Genomic DNA, 15,801 nt, shown 5'->3' with positions numbered 1-15,801 from the left:
CAAGAGCTGTAGAGATGATGGAAAATCAGTCAAACAAGATTGCACAACTCGAACAAACTATCGAACAGTTGAAGAAAGAAAATCAACGTCTCGAAGAAAAGCTCAACGCCGCGTTAGACGGAACTGGATTGTGCCTGTGGGAACAACACGTCCCAACGGGCAAACTCACCATCTTCAATATGGAATGGGGCAAGATGCTGGGGTTTCAACCACACGAGTTAGAAGCCAACGTTGAAACCTGGAAAAGCAAATTACACCCAGACGATTATGAGCTTGCGGTCGGTGCGTTTGAATCTCATCTCAACGGAGAAACCGAGGCGTATCAGGTCGTACACCGTATGATCCACAAAGACGGTAGCCACAGCTGGGTGTCGGACCGCGGACGAATCGTCGAGTACACACTTGATGGCGAACCGTTGCGCATTATGGGAACGCACATCGACATCACCAATGAAAAACGCTACGAGCTTGAGTTGGCCAAGCTTGCCACACAAGATCCACTCACTGGATTGATGAACCGCCAAGCGCTGAAATCGGCGTTTGACGAGCGCCCAACGCTCTCGCCGCAAGACTCATCGGCTTTGATCTTTATCGATGTGGATGATTTTAAGAAAGTAAACGACCACCTTGGACACAAAGCGGGCGATCAGGTGCTGGTTTATATTGCCGATTGGATGAGAAAACTCGCTCCTCAAAAAGCCAAAATTGCCCGTATGGGTGGCGACGAGTTCGTGATTTTCTGCCCGCACTACCACGTAGACATGGTCCAGCAGTTTGCCGATAACTTATTGAGCCAAGCCTACCAACCTATTCGCCTTGAAAACGGTGAAGCTAACATCGGCTTTAGTATCGGTGTCTGCCAGTTCAGCGGCGCATATCAAGACTTCGAAAAGCTCTACGAGCACGCTGACCAAGCGATGTATCAAGTAAAACGCAGCGGCAAAAACGGCGTCTCGTTTGTGTCGATTTAACCCAGTGCTCAGCACTAATTCAGCCCGATGCCTTACTGCCTTGCCAATCGCATCGAGCGACTTTTACGCCATTTTGGAATAATCACACAACCCACATTCGCGCCGATAATCAAGGCTAAGCCCAACATTTGAAACGTGTTATAGCTTTCATCAAAAAACATCAACTGCCACAACGCGGTAAAGATTAAGTTAGTGAAAATAAGTGGCGCAAGCTGTGAGCCAGATTCCGCCAACTTATACGCTTTAGAACGAAAAACCTGAGTGTTAATAATCAACATCGCAAGTGCCAAAACGGTCACGACCAATACCCAAACACTCACGTCACCAAGCTCATACAAGGCGTCTTGTTGTGCTGCACTGATTGCAACTAGCGGAACGATCAACACAGAGGCAAACAAGAATGTCCAGAAGTTAATTGCCCAAGCACTGAGCTTACTCTGGCTAATGCGATACAAGCTCAACTGCGAACCTGCGTTAAACAAACCAGCCACTAAACCGAGCAATAGCTCAGGGCGAAACTCTATCCCCGATACATCCCCCGCCAGCATCACAACACCGGTGAAGGTCACAATCAGTCCCACTAATTTGATTCGGCTCAGCGCGACAGAAAAGATTAACTTTTCTAACAATGGAATAAACAAAGGACCAGTACTAAAAAGCACCACACTCTCCACAAGGGATAAGCGCTGTAAAGAATAGATAAAACACACCTGACAGGCCGCTATACACAGCGCACGTACCCCAATTGACACCGTTTCTCGTCTATTCGGCAGCGTCCATCTCTGACCGACTAATAAGATCACGATGAGCAGTGTCGGCACGATAAATCTAAGGAGACTGAACAAACTGGTTTCTAAGTGCTGACCAAGAAACTTGGAAAAAAGTCCAGTTAATGACAAACTGAACGTTGACGATAACATGAACAATATTGGGTACAACTGGTTTGGCATAACTCCTCCCTTTTGACGCTAAGTTTAGGAGTGTGCTAGGTGAATTAAAAACGATTAATATTTACAGATTACGTAAGAAAAACTTACAGATGAAAAAACTTGCTTCACTGAAATCGATCTATTCTTTTGTCGCCGTAGCCGAGACTGGCAGCATGACAGACGCCGCAAAAGTGCTTAGCGTCAGTCACTCGGCGGTCAGTCAGGCGATCAAATCCCTAGAACATCAGCTCGGTCAGCCCTTGTTTCAACGAGTTGGGCGTGCAGTGGTCTTGAATGCGGCAGGTAGAAAATATTACAAGCAAGTCGCTCCTGCATTAGCGCAGATCGTCGAGGCGACGCAGCAATTGATCGGCGCACAACAAAGTCATCGCCTCACCCTCAATATGGTCAACTCACTGGCAATGCATTGGTGGATCCCACGCGTACACCGCTTTAACCAGTTTGCTCCGCAATTGGATGTCCGAATCTCAAACCTTATCGGTAGCTTTGTGATGGAAAGAGAAGGCGTCGATGTCGCCATCATTCACGGCAAATCAGACGAATGGCAAGACTACTACTGTGAATTGTTGTCTGAAGATGAGCTGGTGATGGTCGCCAGCCCAGAGCTAGTGGATGACAACACGACACCTCAGCAACTGCTAGAGAAGTATCCAGCGATTATTGCCGCCAACGACCGGCGTAAATACGATTGGAAAGTGTGGTGTGAAAGCAATGACTTACCCGTTCCCGACAGCGTCAACAACCTCAGTTTCTCTGCGTCTATTCAAGCAGTGCAAGCCACTATTCAAAGGCTGGGCGTGTTCGTCACACATCGTCAGTTTGTCCGTGATGATGTGAACCAAGGCCTTTTAGTTGAAGTGGGTTCTCCAGTATTAAACCCGTATCAGGACTTCTATTTCGCCTGCCAGCGAGACAAACTCAAAAACGAACACGTCCTGACGCTGAGAAATTGGCTGCGTAGTGAGTTTCGCGTTGCGTAAACGAAAACATCTTTAATTACACAATTTAATTGGTCGCCTTTCCGTCCGCTACCTATACTCAGTGTGGGTCTCATACAGAAGGAGGCTTGTATGACTATTTCAACCCGGCTCGACCACTATATGGCAGAGCACGATATTTCATTTAGAGTAGTACGCCACCGTCCTAGCCACAGTTCACTGCAAAGCGGTGTCACTGCAGGTGTGCCGTTGTCTAACTTGGCAAAAGGCGTAGTGTTAGAAGACCACGAAGGTCGACACATGATGGCTGTACTGCCCGCCAACAACAAGATCAGCTTATCTCGTTTAGACGATGAATTTAGTGCCTCTTACCATCTAGTGAAAGAGCGCGAAATCTATCAAATGTTTACTGATTGCGAACACGGTGCGGTTCCCCCTGTCGGCAGTCCTTATCATATGTCTACGGTATGTGATGAAATGCTCACCCACCTCGACTATATCTATCTTGAAGCAGGTGACCATGAAACCTTGATCCGGCTAGATCAAGACGCGTTTCTCGCACTGATTAACCCGATACGCGTCATTAGGTTTAGTAGTCAGGTTTTTCACTAAGCGCAAAAGGGCTTTTATCGCTGTGCTGGTAAAAGCCTTGTGCGGCCTATTCGTCAAAAACTTGCTCAAGTGTGCCTTGGGTATCCATCCGGAACCTAGCTAAGTCCTGCGCGAGAAACAGTCGGCCGCGATACACTTTTTCCGCTTCACTACGTAGCTGTTCGATGGAGGTATCCGCATTGAGCTCGGCTTGGTACCTTGGGCTAAAGTGAGTTAGCACAAGGTTGTTAATCTGCGTTTTTTCCGCAAATTGTGCCACCAGCTCAGCGTAGCTGTGGCCGTACTCTTTGGCCTGAACTGCCAACTCTTTTGCATACGTTGCTTCATGTACCAACGCATGACAATCACGGCTAAACTCGGTCAGTTTTTCTGGTTCACTATTGTCGCCCGCGATAATGATTCGTCTCGGCGGGTGGGAATAATAGGTAAAATCCCGGCTTTTCAGGACCTTGCCACCAAATACCACATCCTCACCTTTTACCAATTGTCCCCAAATCGGCCCCCTCGGAATGTTGTGCTGGGCGAGTTTTTCAAAATCGAGATAACTCTTAATTGTCGATTCGGTAAATCGGTAAGCGAAGGATGGAACGCGATGCGTAAGCGGAGTGAGATCAATCGTGAACTGGCCGATGGTCACACTTGGTAAGCTTTCGGCATCAATAAACCTTAGCGGATAAGGAAGATAAAGCTGAGTGAATTTTTGCGTTGCTTCAAACCAGTCCTGAATGGCTTTAGGCACAATGATCGTCAACGGCTCAGTACGATGATTCATTGCCGCACTGGCAAGTAAACCGGGTAAGCCATAACAATGGTCGCCGTGGATGTGGGTGATTAAAATCGCCTGCAGATTATTAACCGTTAACGAGCTCTTAAGCAGTTGATGCTGAGTCGCTTCTCCGCAATCAACCAAGAACCAACCTTTCCCTTTACTTTCTTTCAACGCAACCGCAGTGACATTGCGCGTTTTAGTCGGTACACCAGACGAAGTGCCCAAAAAGCAGAGTTCCATGAATCTCCTAGATGGTGTGGTTTCCTACTTATAATCATAACCGATTATCTATTCTATCTAGTAAGAATATTTGGCCGCCATAGGCTTGTGAAAATTAAGTACTACCGCTTTCTTCAAACGACAATTCTGAGCCAACACTTGAACTCATAAAAAATAGCTCAATAACAAAATTAATGACTCCAACATATTGCACAGTTACTTATAACACCGTCGAACAGCGTCAATTTAAGATAACTCACAATTTTATAACTAGACCTTAGTCTTATTAAATAAGTTTGTGCATAACTATTTTTGAACACTTTTTATACAAATTGTTTTTTTGTGATGGTAGCTTATAAGACGGTTCTCACATTATTGAATAATAATATAAACTTTCGTACTAGAAACTAATTACTCTTATTATTAAAAATTATCTTATTTTAAACAGTATTTTATATTGATTTGACTATCACTAACGTTCAAAACACAAACAAACCATGTCAGAGAAATGTCAAATATAAACCATAAATTGTATAAATACTGTTCAGTTAAATTAAATATCGCCTTGAATATTTATGAGTCGACATATAACATTTTTCACAAATTATTTGATACTGGTTCAAAAAAAAGTGTCTACAAAGAAAAGATTTTCTCTATTTTTAGTGACTATTCTAAGTGCTTTACTTCTATCTGGTTGTCAATCAACTAAGCCTAGTTGGTATTCCGAACCTGAAGTAAATAATGCTGAATATCTCTATGCTGTAGCGGAAGCTAGGAATCTATCTCAAGCAAAGAAAATGGCAGTAAATAACCTCAATGAAAACCTTTGGACGCAGGTCAAATCCTCTTCTCATATCAGAGAAACAGTGAGAGAGAAAGACAACGAAGGTTCTTTTAATATTCTGGTTGACAACAAAGTTAATACTAAAACAGAGACACTCACTCTGAATGGTATTGAATTTATGCAAATGGAAGAAAATGATCTCGGCGCCTTTGTTAAAGTTCGAATTAAAAAATCACTTGTAACGCAACAATTGAAGCGTGAACTACAAGATATGAACCTTAAAGCTGAGCATGAAATATCCAATATACGTCATCAAGACAAACTCTTGTGGTGGCTAAAAAATAGAACCGCATATCAACTTAAGCATGACGCTGCGGTACGTATATCAATGCTTGCTCCATTAGACCCATCTTATATCGCTGATACGAGTTCGATCACTCGTTACACAGAAACGTACCAAAAAGTGAGTAGCGAGCTTTATTTCCGCCTGTCATATGACTCTAGTTCTAAAAAAGCAGCACAATTTCTTGGCGAACAAATATCCGAATTTAATATTGCCACCTCAACCTCAAAGCGTCGCAATCAGACACATACTCTCAACGTTGTTTCAGAGAAACGTAGAAAGAAAATTGCAGGCGCTTATATTTCAACCTTAGTTTCCCAGGTTAAGGTTTCGAATAGTCAGAATAAAACAGTTTCTCGGAGTGAAGTCATCTCTACAGGTAGCTCTGTGACTAGCTATAAATACGCTGATGAAGGGGCAGCTCGCCACTTTGATGATCAAATAAGAGAAAAAGGAATTTGGGTTGCGTTGGGCTTAATCAACTAGTGCCCAGTTCCTAAATAAAAATTAACGAAAAAATATTCGGAGATAAAAATGTTCAAGAAAACAATGTTGGCTAGTGCATTGCTAACAACTTTGTCAGGTTGTACGCGTATGGCAGATGAAGTTTGTACGCCTGATACTCGTGTAGAGATCGAGTCGGCAGAAGTTAAAATTCCTTCAACTGAAGATACAAAAGTGATTGTTCTATCGCCAAATATTTCTTTTCAGGACGAAGCAAAAACAAAACTTATTACGTCAATGCGAAATGAGTTAGAAACTCAAATTTCAAGCTCAGGCGCAGAGCTTGTTGACCGTTCGCTGGCAAATAAGCTTAAGAACGAATTGATTCTTGCAGAACAAAGTGGACGAGTGAGCACTAAAGGTGCATCTGTTGCAGATGTGGCAATTATCACTGAAATCACGGCGTCAGATCTCACTTATTCATTCAAGGAAGCCTACACTCGCGAGACAGACGATGGCATAAAACGTTATCCAGCGGAGTGTGACTTCACCGTGAATGTCAAAGCAATTGCTAAAGTTGTCGCGATTCCGAGCATGAAACTGATCAAACGAATCGAGATGCAAGGTGATGAGAGCATCGATATCGAAGAGCGTCGTTCAGATTGCCCAATTTCAGTTACCCAGTATCAGAGCCTAGCAAGTAAAGCGGCTATGGAAGCGGTTGAGCACACATACGAGCTTAAGCAGATGTTAGCCGCGAGCGCCCCCGTACTAGAGTTGCGTCAATGTGAGCATGGCAGCATGGTCAGATTGAACATGGGAACAAACAAGAAAGTCACACCGGGTGCCGAAGTCCTATTTTCTAAGGGAATGAAGTCTATGGAAGGCGAACTTGAGATCTTCCCGATCGGCACTGGGTATGTTGTAAACAACCAACACAATGCAGTGACAACAAAGTACTCTTGGGTCTCAATCGATGAAGAAACAGCTCTGAAAGTTCAAAAAGGCTCATTAGGTAAAATCGTCCCTGAACAATGTCGTTGGGGCGATATTGAGTGCATGCTGAAATAACTTCGGATAAAGGAAAATAACTAATGAAAAAAGTAATTATTGCGGCGTCACTCATTGCAGCATTAACAGGTTGTCAAAGCACCAACAATTCAACGGTTGAACAAGCACAAAACTTTGCGCCATGCACATTCCCTGATGCTCCAACAGTCGCCGCGCCGGGTTGGATTTGTGACGTGCTGCCAACAGATTTAGCGGCTGGCGCAACGGGTTACTCGAAAAAGAGTGCCGCGGGCATGAGCGTCATGCGTAAGATTGCAACTAATGATGCACGTGTCAATCTCGCAGCCCAGTTTCAAACTGACGTAAACAACCTGTTTCAACAGGCAGTTGAAAGCTCAGTCAATACTTCTGCTACTGATGGCACGAGTATTGTGAACGAGAATGTTCAAGAAACTTTCGAGAACATTACTAAAAATGTGGTTACTCGCAGTTTAACAAACAGCCGTGTCATCGTGAGCCAAGCAAGTCCAACGGGTGGTCTTTACGTATTAGTTGGTATGGATCAAGCAACGTTTGACGCCAACATAAACAAAGTTATTGACGAAGTATCTAGCGAAGATTCTGCGCTCTGGGACAAGTTCAACAACGAGCAAGCTGCAGCTGATTTAGCCAACGCATTCGAAGCTTTAAAAAAATAAACGCGGTTTGATTACGCTCTAAAAGTGATACAGGCCGCCTCTTTGGTGGCCTTTTATCTTTAGACGCTCTAGGAGTGATACATGTATACAAATTTAAGTAAGACAATGCTTGCTGCCGCTATTTCTGTCGTAGTGAGTGTTCCTGCATTTGCGGTCTCAGAGAATCAAATGCAGCAACTAAATAAAGCTGTTGAAAAAGCAAACCAATTGCCGGAAGACAAGAAAAAAGAGTTTCATGCGTACGTAAATACTTATTTGGATCAGTATGAAGCATGGCGCGACGAATATACTCAAAATTTAGATAATCGACGTGCCGAATTAATCAAAATTTGGGGCGAAGGTGAAGTTTCATCACAAACCAAAGAAGTCCAATACTCTGAAAATGACGCCGTAAAGACGACGGTAGATTATGAAACCAACCTTGCAACCATATCGGTTCTTGTTGATGAAGATAGCTCTACCGAGGAAATTCAGGATTTAGTAAAAAGTTTACCTGTAGAGGTTGCAGGTAAGAAAGTTAAGCTCAATCAAATGAAAGCCGAAGACCATGCTGTGCGTTATTCCTTAGAAAAAGAGCAAGCAGAGAAAGACTTCGTCATTCAACAAACTCAACGTCAAATGAATGAGTTAGATGTACAAGCAGAGCGCTTAATTAACTCACACACAGGTATCCCTGACTCTTTCATCTACCAACGTGCCCATAACAAGAAGCTAACGTTATTGGAGCAAGCGCAGCAGCGAATAGCATCACAAACTGAGCTCTATAATGCGATGCGAGCTAAGTACGGCATTGTTGTTGAGCAATCAGAAACACCAGAAATTGTAGATACAGAATTAAAGCCAGACTTGAATACTCAAGCGGTTGTCAATGCTAAACAACCAAAGCAAGAAAAAGCTGAATCAGTTTCCAAGCAAGTAGTTAAAGCGGATGCGAGTTCCACACAAACTAAAATGCCTTTAGCGGCAGCTTCAATCGAAAAGCCTAAGAAAGTTGTCAGTTACAAAGTCAAACTTCCAGAGAATAGCCTAAAAGTACGTGCTAGCCAGTATGCCCCTCTTGCTGAAAAAGAAAGTAAAAACTGGAAGGTGGATGCCGCTCTGATTATGGCAATTATGCATTCAGAATCGGCATTTCGTCCGAATGCAAAATCTCACATCCCAGCGTTTGGCCTGATGCAAGTGGTACCAACAAGCGCGGGCCATGATGTAAATAAGCAAGTGCGCAATATTGACGCACCAATGAAACCTGAAGAATTATATGAACCTGTCATTAACGTTGAAACAGGTACAGCGTATCTGGATATCTTAAACAGCAAATATCTTAGAAAAATTGAGAATGACGAAAGCAGACTTTACTGCGTAATTGCGGCGTACAACACTGGCGCAGGTAACGTTGCTCGAGCATTTAACCAAGATCGCTCAACGAATATTGGTAAAGCTTCAAAAGTGATCAACTCCATGTCGCCTGACGAAGTATATAAACAGCTAATCGCAAGTCTCCCTTACGATGAAACAAAAGGCTACTTGAAGAAAGTAAGCAGCCGTATCGCTCTATACCAATAATTGTGTCCTAAGCACATACATTTGATATGTGCTTTTCTTTCTACTAGATAATTTGAGAGAAACGATGTTTAAGATTTTTGCTCTTTTCTTTATTGCTATTGGAATTTATATCGGTGTCAACTACACGGATGAAATTGAGCAATTAATGGATACCGGTACTTTTGAGCAAGTACAAGAACACGCTGAAGAGGGAAAAGAAGCCCTACTAGATAAAATTGACGAGATTAAGGGTTGATGATGTCTGTATCGCAAATAAATGAAACAGAGAGTATCCAAGCAGAATTACAGGAATTGCAAGACACGCAAGAAGAACTGGTTGAGGCTCAGCAAAACAGTGTGTGGTCAGGAGGTTGGGCTCGCACTATCGGTTTAGCTTCCGTCGTGTCTATCGCATTGGGTGGGTTCAATGACAGCGTTGACGCCATAGAGAAGATCGTTAATTTTGGTTTGTCTCAAATGACAGATATTCCATCGCATAACAAACTAGAAAAAATCTATATCCGCGCGTCTGCTGTGTTACTCGATGAAACCTTTGGAGCACCTGTTTATATTAAACGCTCGTCGACTAACGATGTGATTAAATATTACCAAGATGAAAACTTTATCATATCGGCGATCAGTAGAGACAACGCGATTGTTGCCTATCTTGTTTTCCCAAGTGAAGGTTTTTTACCTGAAACGATCGAGCATGCTGGCGGCATTCAGATGTTCGACAATAACTTTAACGCTATTGAGAGCATAAATGAGATAAGGGCGTCTTTCGCGCGCACCGGTAACTACTACATTGAAGAGAATAACGGCGGAGAATTTGGCTTCTTGTACTCATCAGTTAGTGGTGTTAGTGAGTTTATTTCTCCGTTGAGTCCAGCCAGTCAAAAATCACTATCAGATGTAGCAGATGCTCTAATGCTGGATGAGAATTTGTCAGAATCGGTGCAGTCATTACGCTCGAATACAAAACCTAACTTTTTCGGTTACAGTACGTTAGGGTTAGGTCCACTGGAAGATGCTATTCTATCCAACACCGAATATCGCTTGATCAACAAAATCTAGATTCATTTACTTTGGGTACTCGTGGCCCAAATCTCGATCTACGTGACAAACTGGTCTATGGCTAGCGTGATCATCCAAACTTGGAGCCGCTAAAAACTTTCTAAACCTTATCGCGATACCGAGTCATCACCTCACTTTTGGGGTGATACTCGTTGATCAATTTTTCAAGTAAGCCCTCTGCTTTTAAGCGTTTGAAACTCTCCACCAGAGCATCCACAACTTCGGGAGACGTTTCTTTGCCTGTTACCAGCCACAGCTCTTTGCAAAGCTGTTCTATGCGCATCACTTCGACGAAGTCATTGGGATTAAAGCCGTATTCTTCCATTCGATAATGGAAGCTCGCGGTAACAAGCGGAGCAAAGTCGACCCGTTTAGCTCTTAGCAAACGGATGGCATCTTTACCATAGCTGACGGGGATATTGTTTTTGATGCCGAGCTTTTTCGTTAGCTCTTCAAACGAGCTTGCGGTCTGGGAGCTGAAGCGATAGTCCTTGAGTTCGGTTAGGCTGGTTGCACTAACGTCAGGGCCATCTTTATGACGATAGAGCGCGACTTCATACGGAGAAACCTGGCCTAACCAGATAAATTGTTGTTCGCGATTTGGGGTTCGGGAAATAGAAAAGAACAGACTATTGGGTTGGCTTTGGGTGGTACGGATTGCACGCTTCCAAGGAACAAAATGCACACCTGAGATTTCCATCGGCACCGTTTTAGCCGCGTCAGCGACGACTGCTTCGATAAACTTAACGACATAACCTTCTGGTTCGCCGTCGACTTCAACCTGTAACGGCGGAAATTCTTGGGTATACAGATCCAGCTTGATTGGCACAGCATTTCCCTGCAATGAGAATAACAGCCCAACCAAACCCACCAGCCCACAATTCAATTTTTTGGCTAAACCCAACATACCTGTACAAAGTTAAATGAGAAATCTACTTATTACTATAAGACACATTAGTACTACTTCAATAGCAATAAAATAGAACTATTGAGCGAGTCACGGATAAACAGTCAGTCATTGGGCATGGTTGCAAAACTGAGGTAAATATACTTAGCTCTCTCGCATAAATTAAATAAAATCATGCAATTAGACATTGGCTTAAACTCGTATCTAATCGTATGGTGGAAGGGTTAGAAAGGGAGTTCAACCTGCATCATAACATCACCCTCATACTTATCGTGCCAACGATAGTCAAGACGCATACGCGGTTCACCGATGTTTTTCTTACCAAAGCCAAGACTAAGTTGCAGACCGTGGCTTAATAACCACTCTTCTGGATGCAGATAGGTCAAACGATCTTCCAGTTCACTCGGCACCCACACACCAAGCCCAACATAGCTGGTCGCTAGGCTTTGAGTGAAAATAGGATTGGTGTCGCTTTGCAAAACCCAGTCAGACCAATAGCCGGCTGTCTCTTCGGCTTCTTCTTGATCAAACAAGTAGTAACGAGCTTGGTATTTATCGGCAGAATATTCGATGCCATTGAGGAGGGAGTAACACACACCGCTGTTAGAATGGAACAGCACTGAGTCATTTTGATCGTCAGGAACCTGATACATCTCGCACGAAAGCGCCGATGCAGACATCAACATTAATAGCGGTATCAGTTTAATACGCACCACATTCGCCCCTAAACTGTGTAATCACTCAATAATAACTATTTTCGACCAATTTACGCCAAACTTTAGGTGTTGTTAAATGAGTAATATCATTTTTGGAACGAAGCGCATTCCTGATGTCTGTACTGCGAACCTTGATTTTCTCTGGGCATGCCATCACTGACCAACGTGAAAGGATCTCTTGTGACTTGTAAAACTTAGCAAAATTAAGCAGATTGTCTGGCCCCATCACAAACGTGAGTTCTGATTGAGGGTATTGCGCTTCAAGTGCTTCCAAGACAGCAAAAGTAGTCACACTTTGTTCGGGTTGGTGGAGCTGCTCTTCGATCGTTGAGCGCTCCACATTGGCCAAACCCATATCGCTAATGAACGCATCGACCAATTCGCAACGCAAAGGGTAATCCAACATCTCTTTGCCCCAAGCATGAGCAATACTTGGCAGAAGCAAGACTTTATCGAAATGAGAAAGTGACTCTATTACGCTCTTATGACCAAGACTTGGCGGATTGAAGGCACTACCAAAGACAGCAATTTTGCTCATTTTTTCCCTTAAACGTTAGTGAAAACTGTGATCACAGTTTTCTAATCGATTCATTTAGGTATCATAGGACTCAGTTGTCTTAGGATATCGCCCTTAACTGGATTAGGAAAGGCTATACCCTAAGGCGACTCATCGTTTTGACAGATTTTAAACTATATTGCTTGCAGGAAGGATAGATTATGGAACAGTTGATCCGCGAGGAAATGCGTGTACAACCCTCTATAGACCCACATTTTGAAATCACCCGTCGTGTCGATTTCATCAAACGCAAACTTCTGGAATCCGGCTGCAAAGCTGTTGTGCTTGGCATCAGTGGTGGTGTTGACTCAACCACTTGTGGTCGTTTAGCACAGATGGCCGTTGATCAACTTAATGAAGAACAAGGCGGCGGTTACCAGTTCGTCGCGGTGCGTCTTCCTTATGGCGAACAAAAAGATGAAGACGAAGCACAACTTGCCCTGAGCTTTATTCAGCCAACGCACTCTGTATCGATCAATATTCAGCAAGGTGTAGACGGCATTCACGCGGCAACCAACACCGCACTGGAAGGCACAGGTCTTATTCCACAAGACCCAGCAAAAGTCGATTTTGTAAAAGGTAACGTAAAAGCGCGCGCGCGTATGGTCGCTCAATATGAAGTGGCGGGTTACGTAGGCGGTTTAGTACTGGGTACCGACCACTCCGCGGAAAACATCACGGGGTTCTACACTAAGTTCGGCGATGGCGCGTGCGACCTAGCACCGCTGTTTGGCTTGAACAAACGCCAAGTTCGTCAAGTAGCTGCAACGCTTGGTGCACCAGAACTACTGGTGAAAAAAGTACCAACTGCGGACTTGGAAGAATTGGCACCACAAAAAGCCGATGAAGACGCACTGAGCCTGACTTACGACCAAATTGATGATTTCCTAGAAGGGAAACCTGTGGCAGATGACGTAGTTAAACGTCTAGTCCACATCTACACCATTACTCAGCACAAACGTCAGCCAATCCCAACCATCTACGATTAATCGATGTAGATTAAAAGGCTTATTCACATATATGAATAAGCCTTTATGCAAACATGCTAATAGCAACGTAATCACGCCTTACACTTTCTTACAACGTAAGACTAAGCCGCCAAAATTTGACCGTTTTTTGTTAATTCCTCTATAGATACTTACCATTGTTTTTACTAGAATAGCCGATTGGATTCTCATTCCAATCCAATTAACGACTCAGATAATAACTTTGTTCGTCATCTTAAGTTCTATCGTTTTGGTTTCTTCAACGATTAAAGTATTTGAATATGGATCAAGATAAATTCACTAATATTTATCGCTTGCCGACTGCGATTCAAATCCGCATCGGTAAATGGCAACAGACATTTAATGGCACTTCTGATCTTGTTATGCATCAGGCGATTTCTGTCCGCAATCAACAATACCGTAAGGCTGATTTTCTGCCGACGGGTTGGTGCGTCAAGTTCTTTGATAAAAACGATATTTCGATTACCCATCACGGTAAGTATATCCAGACTGCGATGCGCACCATGATTGACAGAAAGGTGTCGTACAAACGTATTTACCTATCTCGATTGCCGCTGGAACAAGCCGAACCTGCGCTTATTGCGTTTAAGAAAGAGTGGATCAGCCAGCACAATCGTGTGGCTAAGAAATACAATCAAATTAAGAAGAAACAGTTTATTCGCCTGGCGATGGAAGAACTAGAGACTCTTTATCCAGCGATCACCAAAGAAGAGTTTGACACCAAACTGTGGAATAAACTGGTGATGTCCGAACTCGGCAATCCGAAGAAATTCGACAACCCTTACTTTGTTAAAAAAGCAACGGTTTAAAGCAAACCGTTGCGTTGCAACCCGCGTCTAACGCTGGTGCACATCTTGCCAAAGCGGCGTATCTCATCAAACTGTGGCGTAATGCCGCGATCCATTGCCGATTCCCAATAACTCAACTCTGAGTCCACCATTTCAAGTAGCTTCTTTGGACATCCGGTGCAATTACCTTTGGTACCGCAAATGAAGGTTTCTGGCGCGTAGAGAGGAAGTGTTGTTTTAACTTGTTCGATGATCGAACGCATCGCAGTAACGCGATCAGGTTTGAGGTTTGCGCTCATAATAACCTTGTGGAGCATAGGTGTAACAGAGCGCAAATTATAGGTATTGGCGATGAAAAGCCAATACCTAGAGAGAGTAAATTTATTGCCTCATCAAGGTCTGAGGCAATTTATGCATCAGTAGTACTCAATACCCTCGCCTTGCTTGATTAACGTGCCTGCTTCATTGCAGATCACTTTATCAAGCTCAAATAGCGAACCGATTGCTGCATCACCACGACCCGATTCTACGAATTTGCATACCGCGTCGACTTTTGGTCCCATAGAGCCCGCAGGGAAAGAGAATTCAGACAAGCCTTTTGGCGTTGCCACTTTCATTTCTGCTTGATCTGGTTTGCCGTAGTTGCGGTAGATTGAGCCGTCAGTCAGAATTACAAACAAGTCGGCGTTAATCTTCTCTGCCAATAGTTCTGCAGTTAAGTCTTTGTCGATAACACACTCTACGCCCACACTACGGCCCTGCTCGATGCAAACAGGCACACCACCACCACCGCACGCAATCACTACGTTACCAGCAGTCAGTAGAGTTTCTACCTGAGGCACTTCAACAATGTCTTGCGGCATTGGCGATGGCACCACGCGGCGGTAGTACTCACCATCCGCTTTAAACACTTTATCGCTCACTGCCATCATTTCTTTGGCTTTCGCTTCACTGTATACCGGGCCAACAAACTTAGTTGGATTAGCAAATGCAGGATCGCTCTTGCTCACTTGGGTTTGTGTCACCAAAGTTGCAATGTTTAAGCTCGCATCGCAGTTTCTCAGCTCTTGCTGCAGCATATAACCGACCATACCGCAGGTTTGAGAGCCCAAAACGTCCATTGGGTAAGGCGTCGTTTCAGGTGAGTACTCTTGATAAGCGGCATTTTGTTCCATCAACAGACCAACTTGCGGACCATTGCCATGTACAATCACAACTTCATGTTGCTTAGCGATTGCCGCGATACTCTCTGCCGCTTTTTGAATGTTTTCTCTTTGATTTTCAGCAGTTAAAGCCTGACCACGAGCCAAAAGTGCGTTGCCACCCAGCGCTAATACGATACGCATAAACATATCCTCCAAAAATGGGATAAAAATAACCAAAAATTATGTTCTGTAATTTGTCGAAGTAGAGATTAATTAATTGTTGGCTGGGAAATCGTGACTTAAATCTATTAAATTTGGCGTGAATAT

General features: G+C 43.7%; 18 protein-coding genes. 11 read left to right on the top strand and 7 right to left on the bottom strand.

The features are described from left to right. Positions 1–17: 17 nt before the first annotated feature. Complete coding sequence (locus HCZ42_RS08405; RefSeq protein ID WP_167420343.1) at positions 18–971, top strand: GGDEF domain-containing protein; 954 nt, start codon at positions 18–20, stop codon at positions 969–971. Between the two features lie 32 nt (positions 972–1,003). On the opposite strand, the gene HCZ42_RS08400 is transcribed toward HCZ42_RS08405, so the two are convergent. Beyond that, a complete protein-coding gene (locus HCZ42_RS08400; protein WP_167420266.1) occupies positions 1,004–1,921 on the bottom strand; it encodes a DMT family transporter in 918 nt (305 codons plus the stop codon). An 89-nt stretch (positions 1,922–2,010) separates the two neighbouring features. Between HCZ42_RS08400 and HCZ42_RS08395 the strand changes: the two genes are divergently transcribed. Together HCZ42_RS08395 and HCZ42_RS08390 are read left to right on the top strand one after the other, a co-directional pair. Beyond that, positions 2,011–2,901, top strand: coding sequence for a LysR substrate-binding domain-containing protein (locus HCZ42_RS08395; RefSeq protein ID WP_167420265.1), 891 nt, complete (start codon positions 2,011–2,013; stop codon positions 2,899–2,901). A 90-nt stretch (positions 2,902–2,991) separates the two neighbouring features. Continuing rightward, entirely contained in the window at positions 2,992–3,471 is a 480-nt protein-coding gene (locus tag HCZ42_RS08390; protein WP_167420264.1) for an aminoacyl-tRNA deacylase, read from the top strand. A gap of 46 nt (positions 3,472–3,517) precedes the next feature. Here HCZ42_RS08390 and HCZ42_RS08385 read toward each other — a convergent pair whose 3' ends face one another. Continuing rightward, complete coding sequence (locus HCZ42_RS08385; RefSeq protein ID WP_167420263.1) at positions 3,518–4,480, bottom strand: ribonuclease Z; 963 nt, start codon at positions 4,478–4,480, stop codon at positions 3,518–3,520. 554 nt (positions 4,481–5,034) lie between these two features. Between HCZ42_RS08385 and HCZ42_RS08380 the strand changes: the two genes are divergently transcribed. The 6 genes from HCZ42_RS08380 (at position 5,035) to HCZ42_RS08355 (ending at position 10,355) form a co-directional block, all read left to right on the top strand. Continuing rightward, entirely contained in the window at positions 5,035–6,072 is a 1,038-nt protein-coding gene (locus tag HCZ42_RS08380; protein ID WP_167420262.1) for an LPP20 family lipoprotein, read from the top strand. Positions 6,073–6,120: 48 nt separating this feature from the next. Continuing rightward, positions 6,121–7,101 (top strand): hypothetical protein, encoded by a 981-nt coding sequence (locus HCZ42_RS08375; RefSeq protein ID WP_167420261.1) that lies wholly within the window; start codon positions 6,121–6,123, stop codon positions 7,099–7,101. 23 nt (positions 7,102–7,124) lie between these two features. Next, positions 7,125–7,739: a lipoprotein gene (locus HCZ42_RS08370; protein WP_167420260.1), complete on the top strand. Its 615-nt coding sequence runs from the start codon at positions 7,125–7,127 to the stop codon at positions 7,737–7,739. Between the two features lie 81 nt (positions 7,740–7,820). Beyond that, positions 7,821–9,302: a transglycosylase SLT domain-containing protein gene (locus HCZ42_RS08365; protein WP_167420259.1), complete on the top strand. Its 1,482-nt coding sequence runs from the start codon at positions 7,821–7,823 to the stop codon at positions 9,300–9,302. 64 nt (positions 9,303–9,366) lie between these two features. Beyond that, on the top strand, positions 9,367–9,537 hold the full coding sequence (locus tag HCZ42_RS08360; RefSeq protein WP_167420258.1) for a hypothetical protein: 171 nt from the start codon (positions 9,367–9,369) through the stop codon (positions 9,535–9,537). A gap of 2 nt (positions 9,538–9,539) precedes the next feature. Then, positions 9,540–10,355: an ETEC_3214 domain-containing protein gene (locus HCZ42_RS08355; protein ID WP_167420257.1), complete on the top strand. Its 816-nt coding sequence runs from the start codon at positions 9,540–9,542 to the stop codon at positions 10,353–10,355. A 100-nt stretch (positions 10,356–10,455) separates the two neighbouring features. Here HCZ42_RS08355 and HCZ42_RS08350 read toward each other — a convergent pair whose 3' ends face one another. From HCZ42_RS08350 to HCZ42_RS08340, 3 genes are all read right to left on the bottom strand, one after another. Further along, a complete protein-coding gene (locus HCZ42_RS08350; protein ID WP_368484176.1) occupies positions 10,456–11,184 on the bottom strand; it encodes a substrate-binding periplasmic protein in 729 nt (242 codons plus the stop codon). Between the two features lie 302 nt (positions 11,185–11,486). Beyond that, positions 11,487–11,975: a hypothetical protein gene (locus HCZ42_RS08345; protein WP_439848990.1), complete on the bottom strand. Its 489-nt coding sequence runs from the start codon at positions 11,973–11,975 to the stop codon at positions 11,487–11,489. Positions 11,976–12,003: 28 nt separating this feature from the next. Next, positions 12,004–12,516, bottom strand: coding sequence for a nicotinate-nicotinamide nucleotide adenylyltransferase (locus tag HCZ42_RS08340; RefSeq protein WP_167420255.1), 513 nt, complete (start codon positions 12,514–12,516; stop codon positions 12,004–12,006). Positions 12,517–12,695: 179 nt separating this feature from the next. Between HCZ42_RS08340 and nadE the strand changes: the two genes are divergently transcribed. Beyond that, positions 12,696–13,523, top strand: a complete 828-nt coding sequence (gene nadE / locus HCZ42_RS08335) for an ammonia-dependent NAD(+) synthetase (protein ID WP_167420254.1) — start codon at positions 12,696–12,698, stop codon at positions 13,521–13,523. A 278-nt stretch (positions 13,524–13,801) separates the two neighbouring features. After that, the gene (locus HCZ42_RS08330; RefSeq protein ID WP_167420253.1) at positions 13,802–14,350 is read left to right on the top strand and encodes an MSHA operon transcriptional regulator; all 549 of its coding nucleotides are present in this window, start codon (positions 13,802–13,804) and stop codon (positions 14,348–14,350) included. Here HCZ42_RS08330 and HCZ42_RS08325 read toward each other — a convergent pair. After that, positions 14,347–14,628 carry a hypothetical protein gene (locus HCZ42_RS08325; RefSeq protein WP_053409186.1) on the bottom strand — a complete coding sequence of 94 codons (282 nt, stop codon included), beginning with the start codon at positions 14,626–14,628 and terminating at the stop codon, positions 14,347–14,349. The two genes, HCZ42_RS08330 and HCZ42_RS08325, sit on opposite strands and share 4 nt — an antisense overlap. Positions 14,629–14,745: 117 nt before the next feature. After that, on the bottom strand, positions 14,746–15,675 hold the full coding sequence (locus HCZ42_RS08320) for a carbamate kinase (protein WP_167420252.1): 930 nt from the start codon (positions 15,673–15,675) through the stop codon (positions 14,746–14,748). Positions 15,676–15,801: the final 126 nt, after the last annotated feature.

Source organism: Vibrio hepatarius (assembly GCF_011806575.1).
GTDB classification, from domain to species: domain Bacteria; phylum Pseudomonadota; class Gammaproteobacteria; order Enterobacterales; family Vibrionaceae; genus Vibrio; species Vibrio hepatarius_A.
This window is presented reverse-complemented; position numbering and strand designations above follow the sequence as displayed.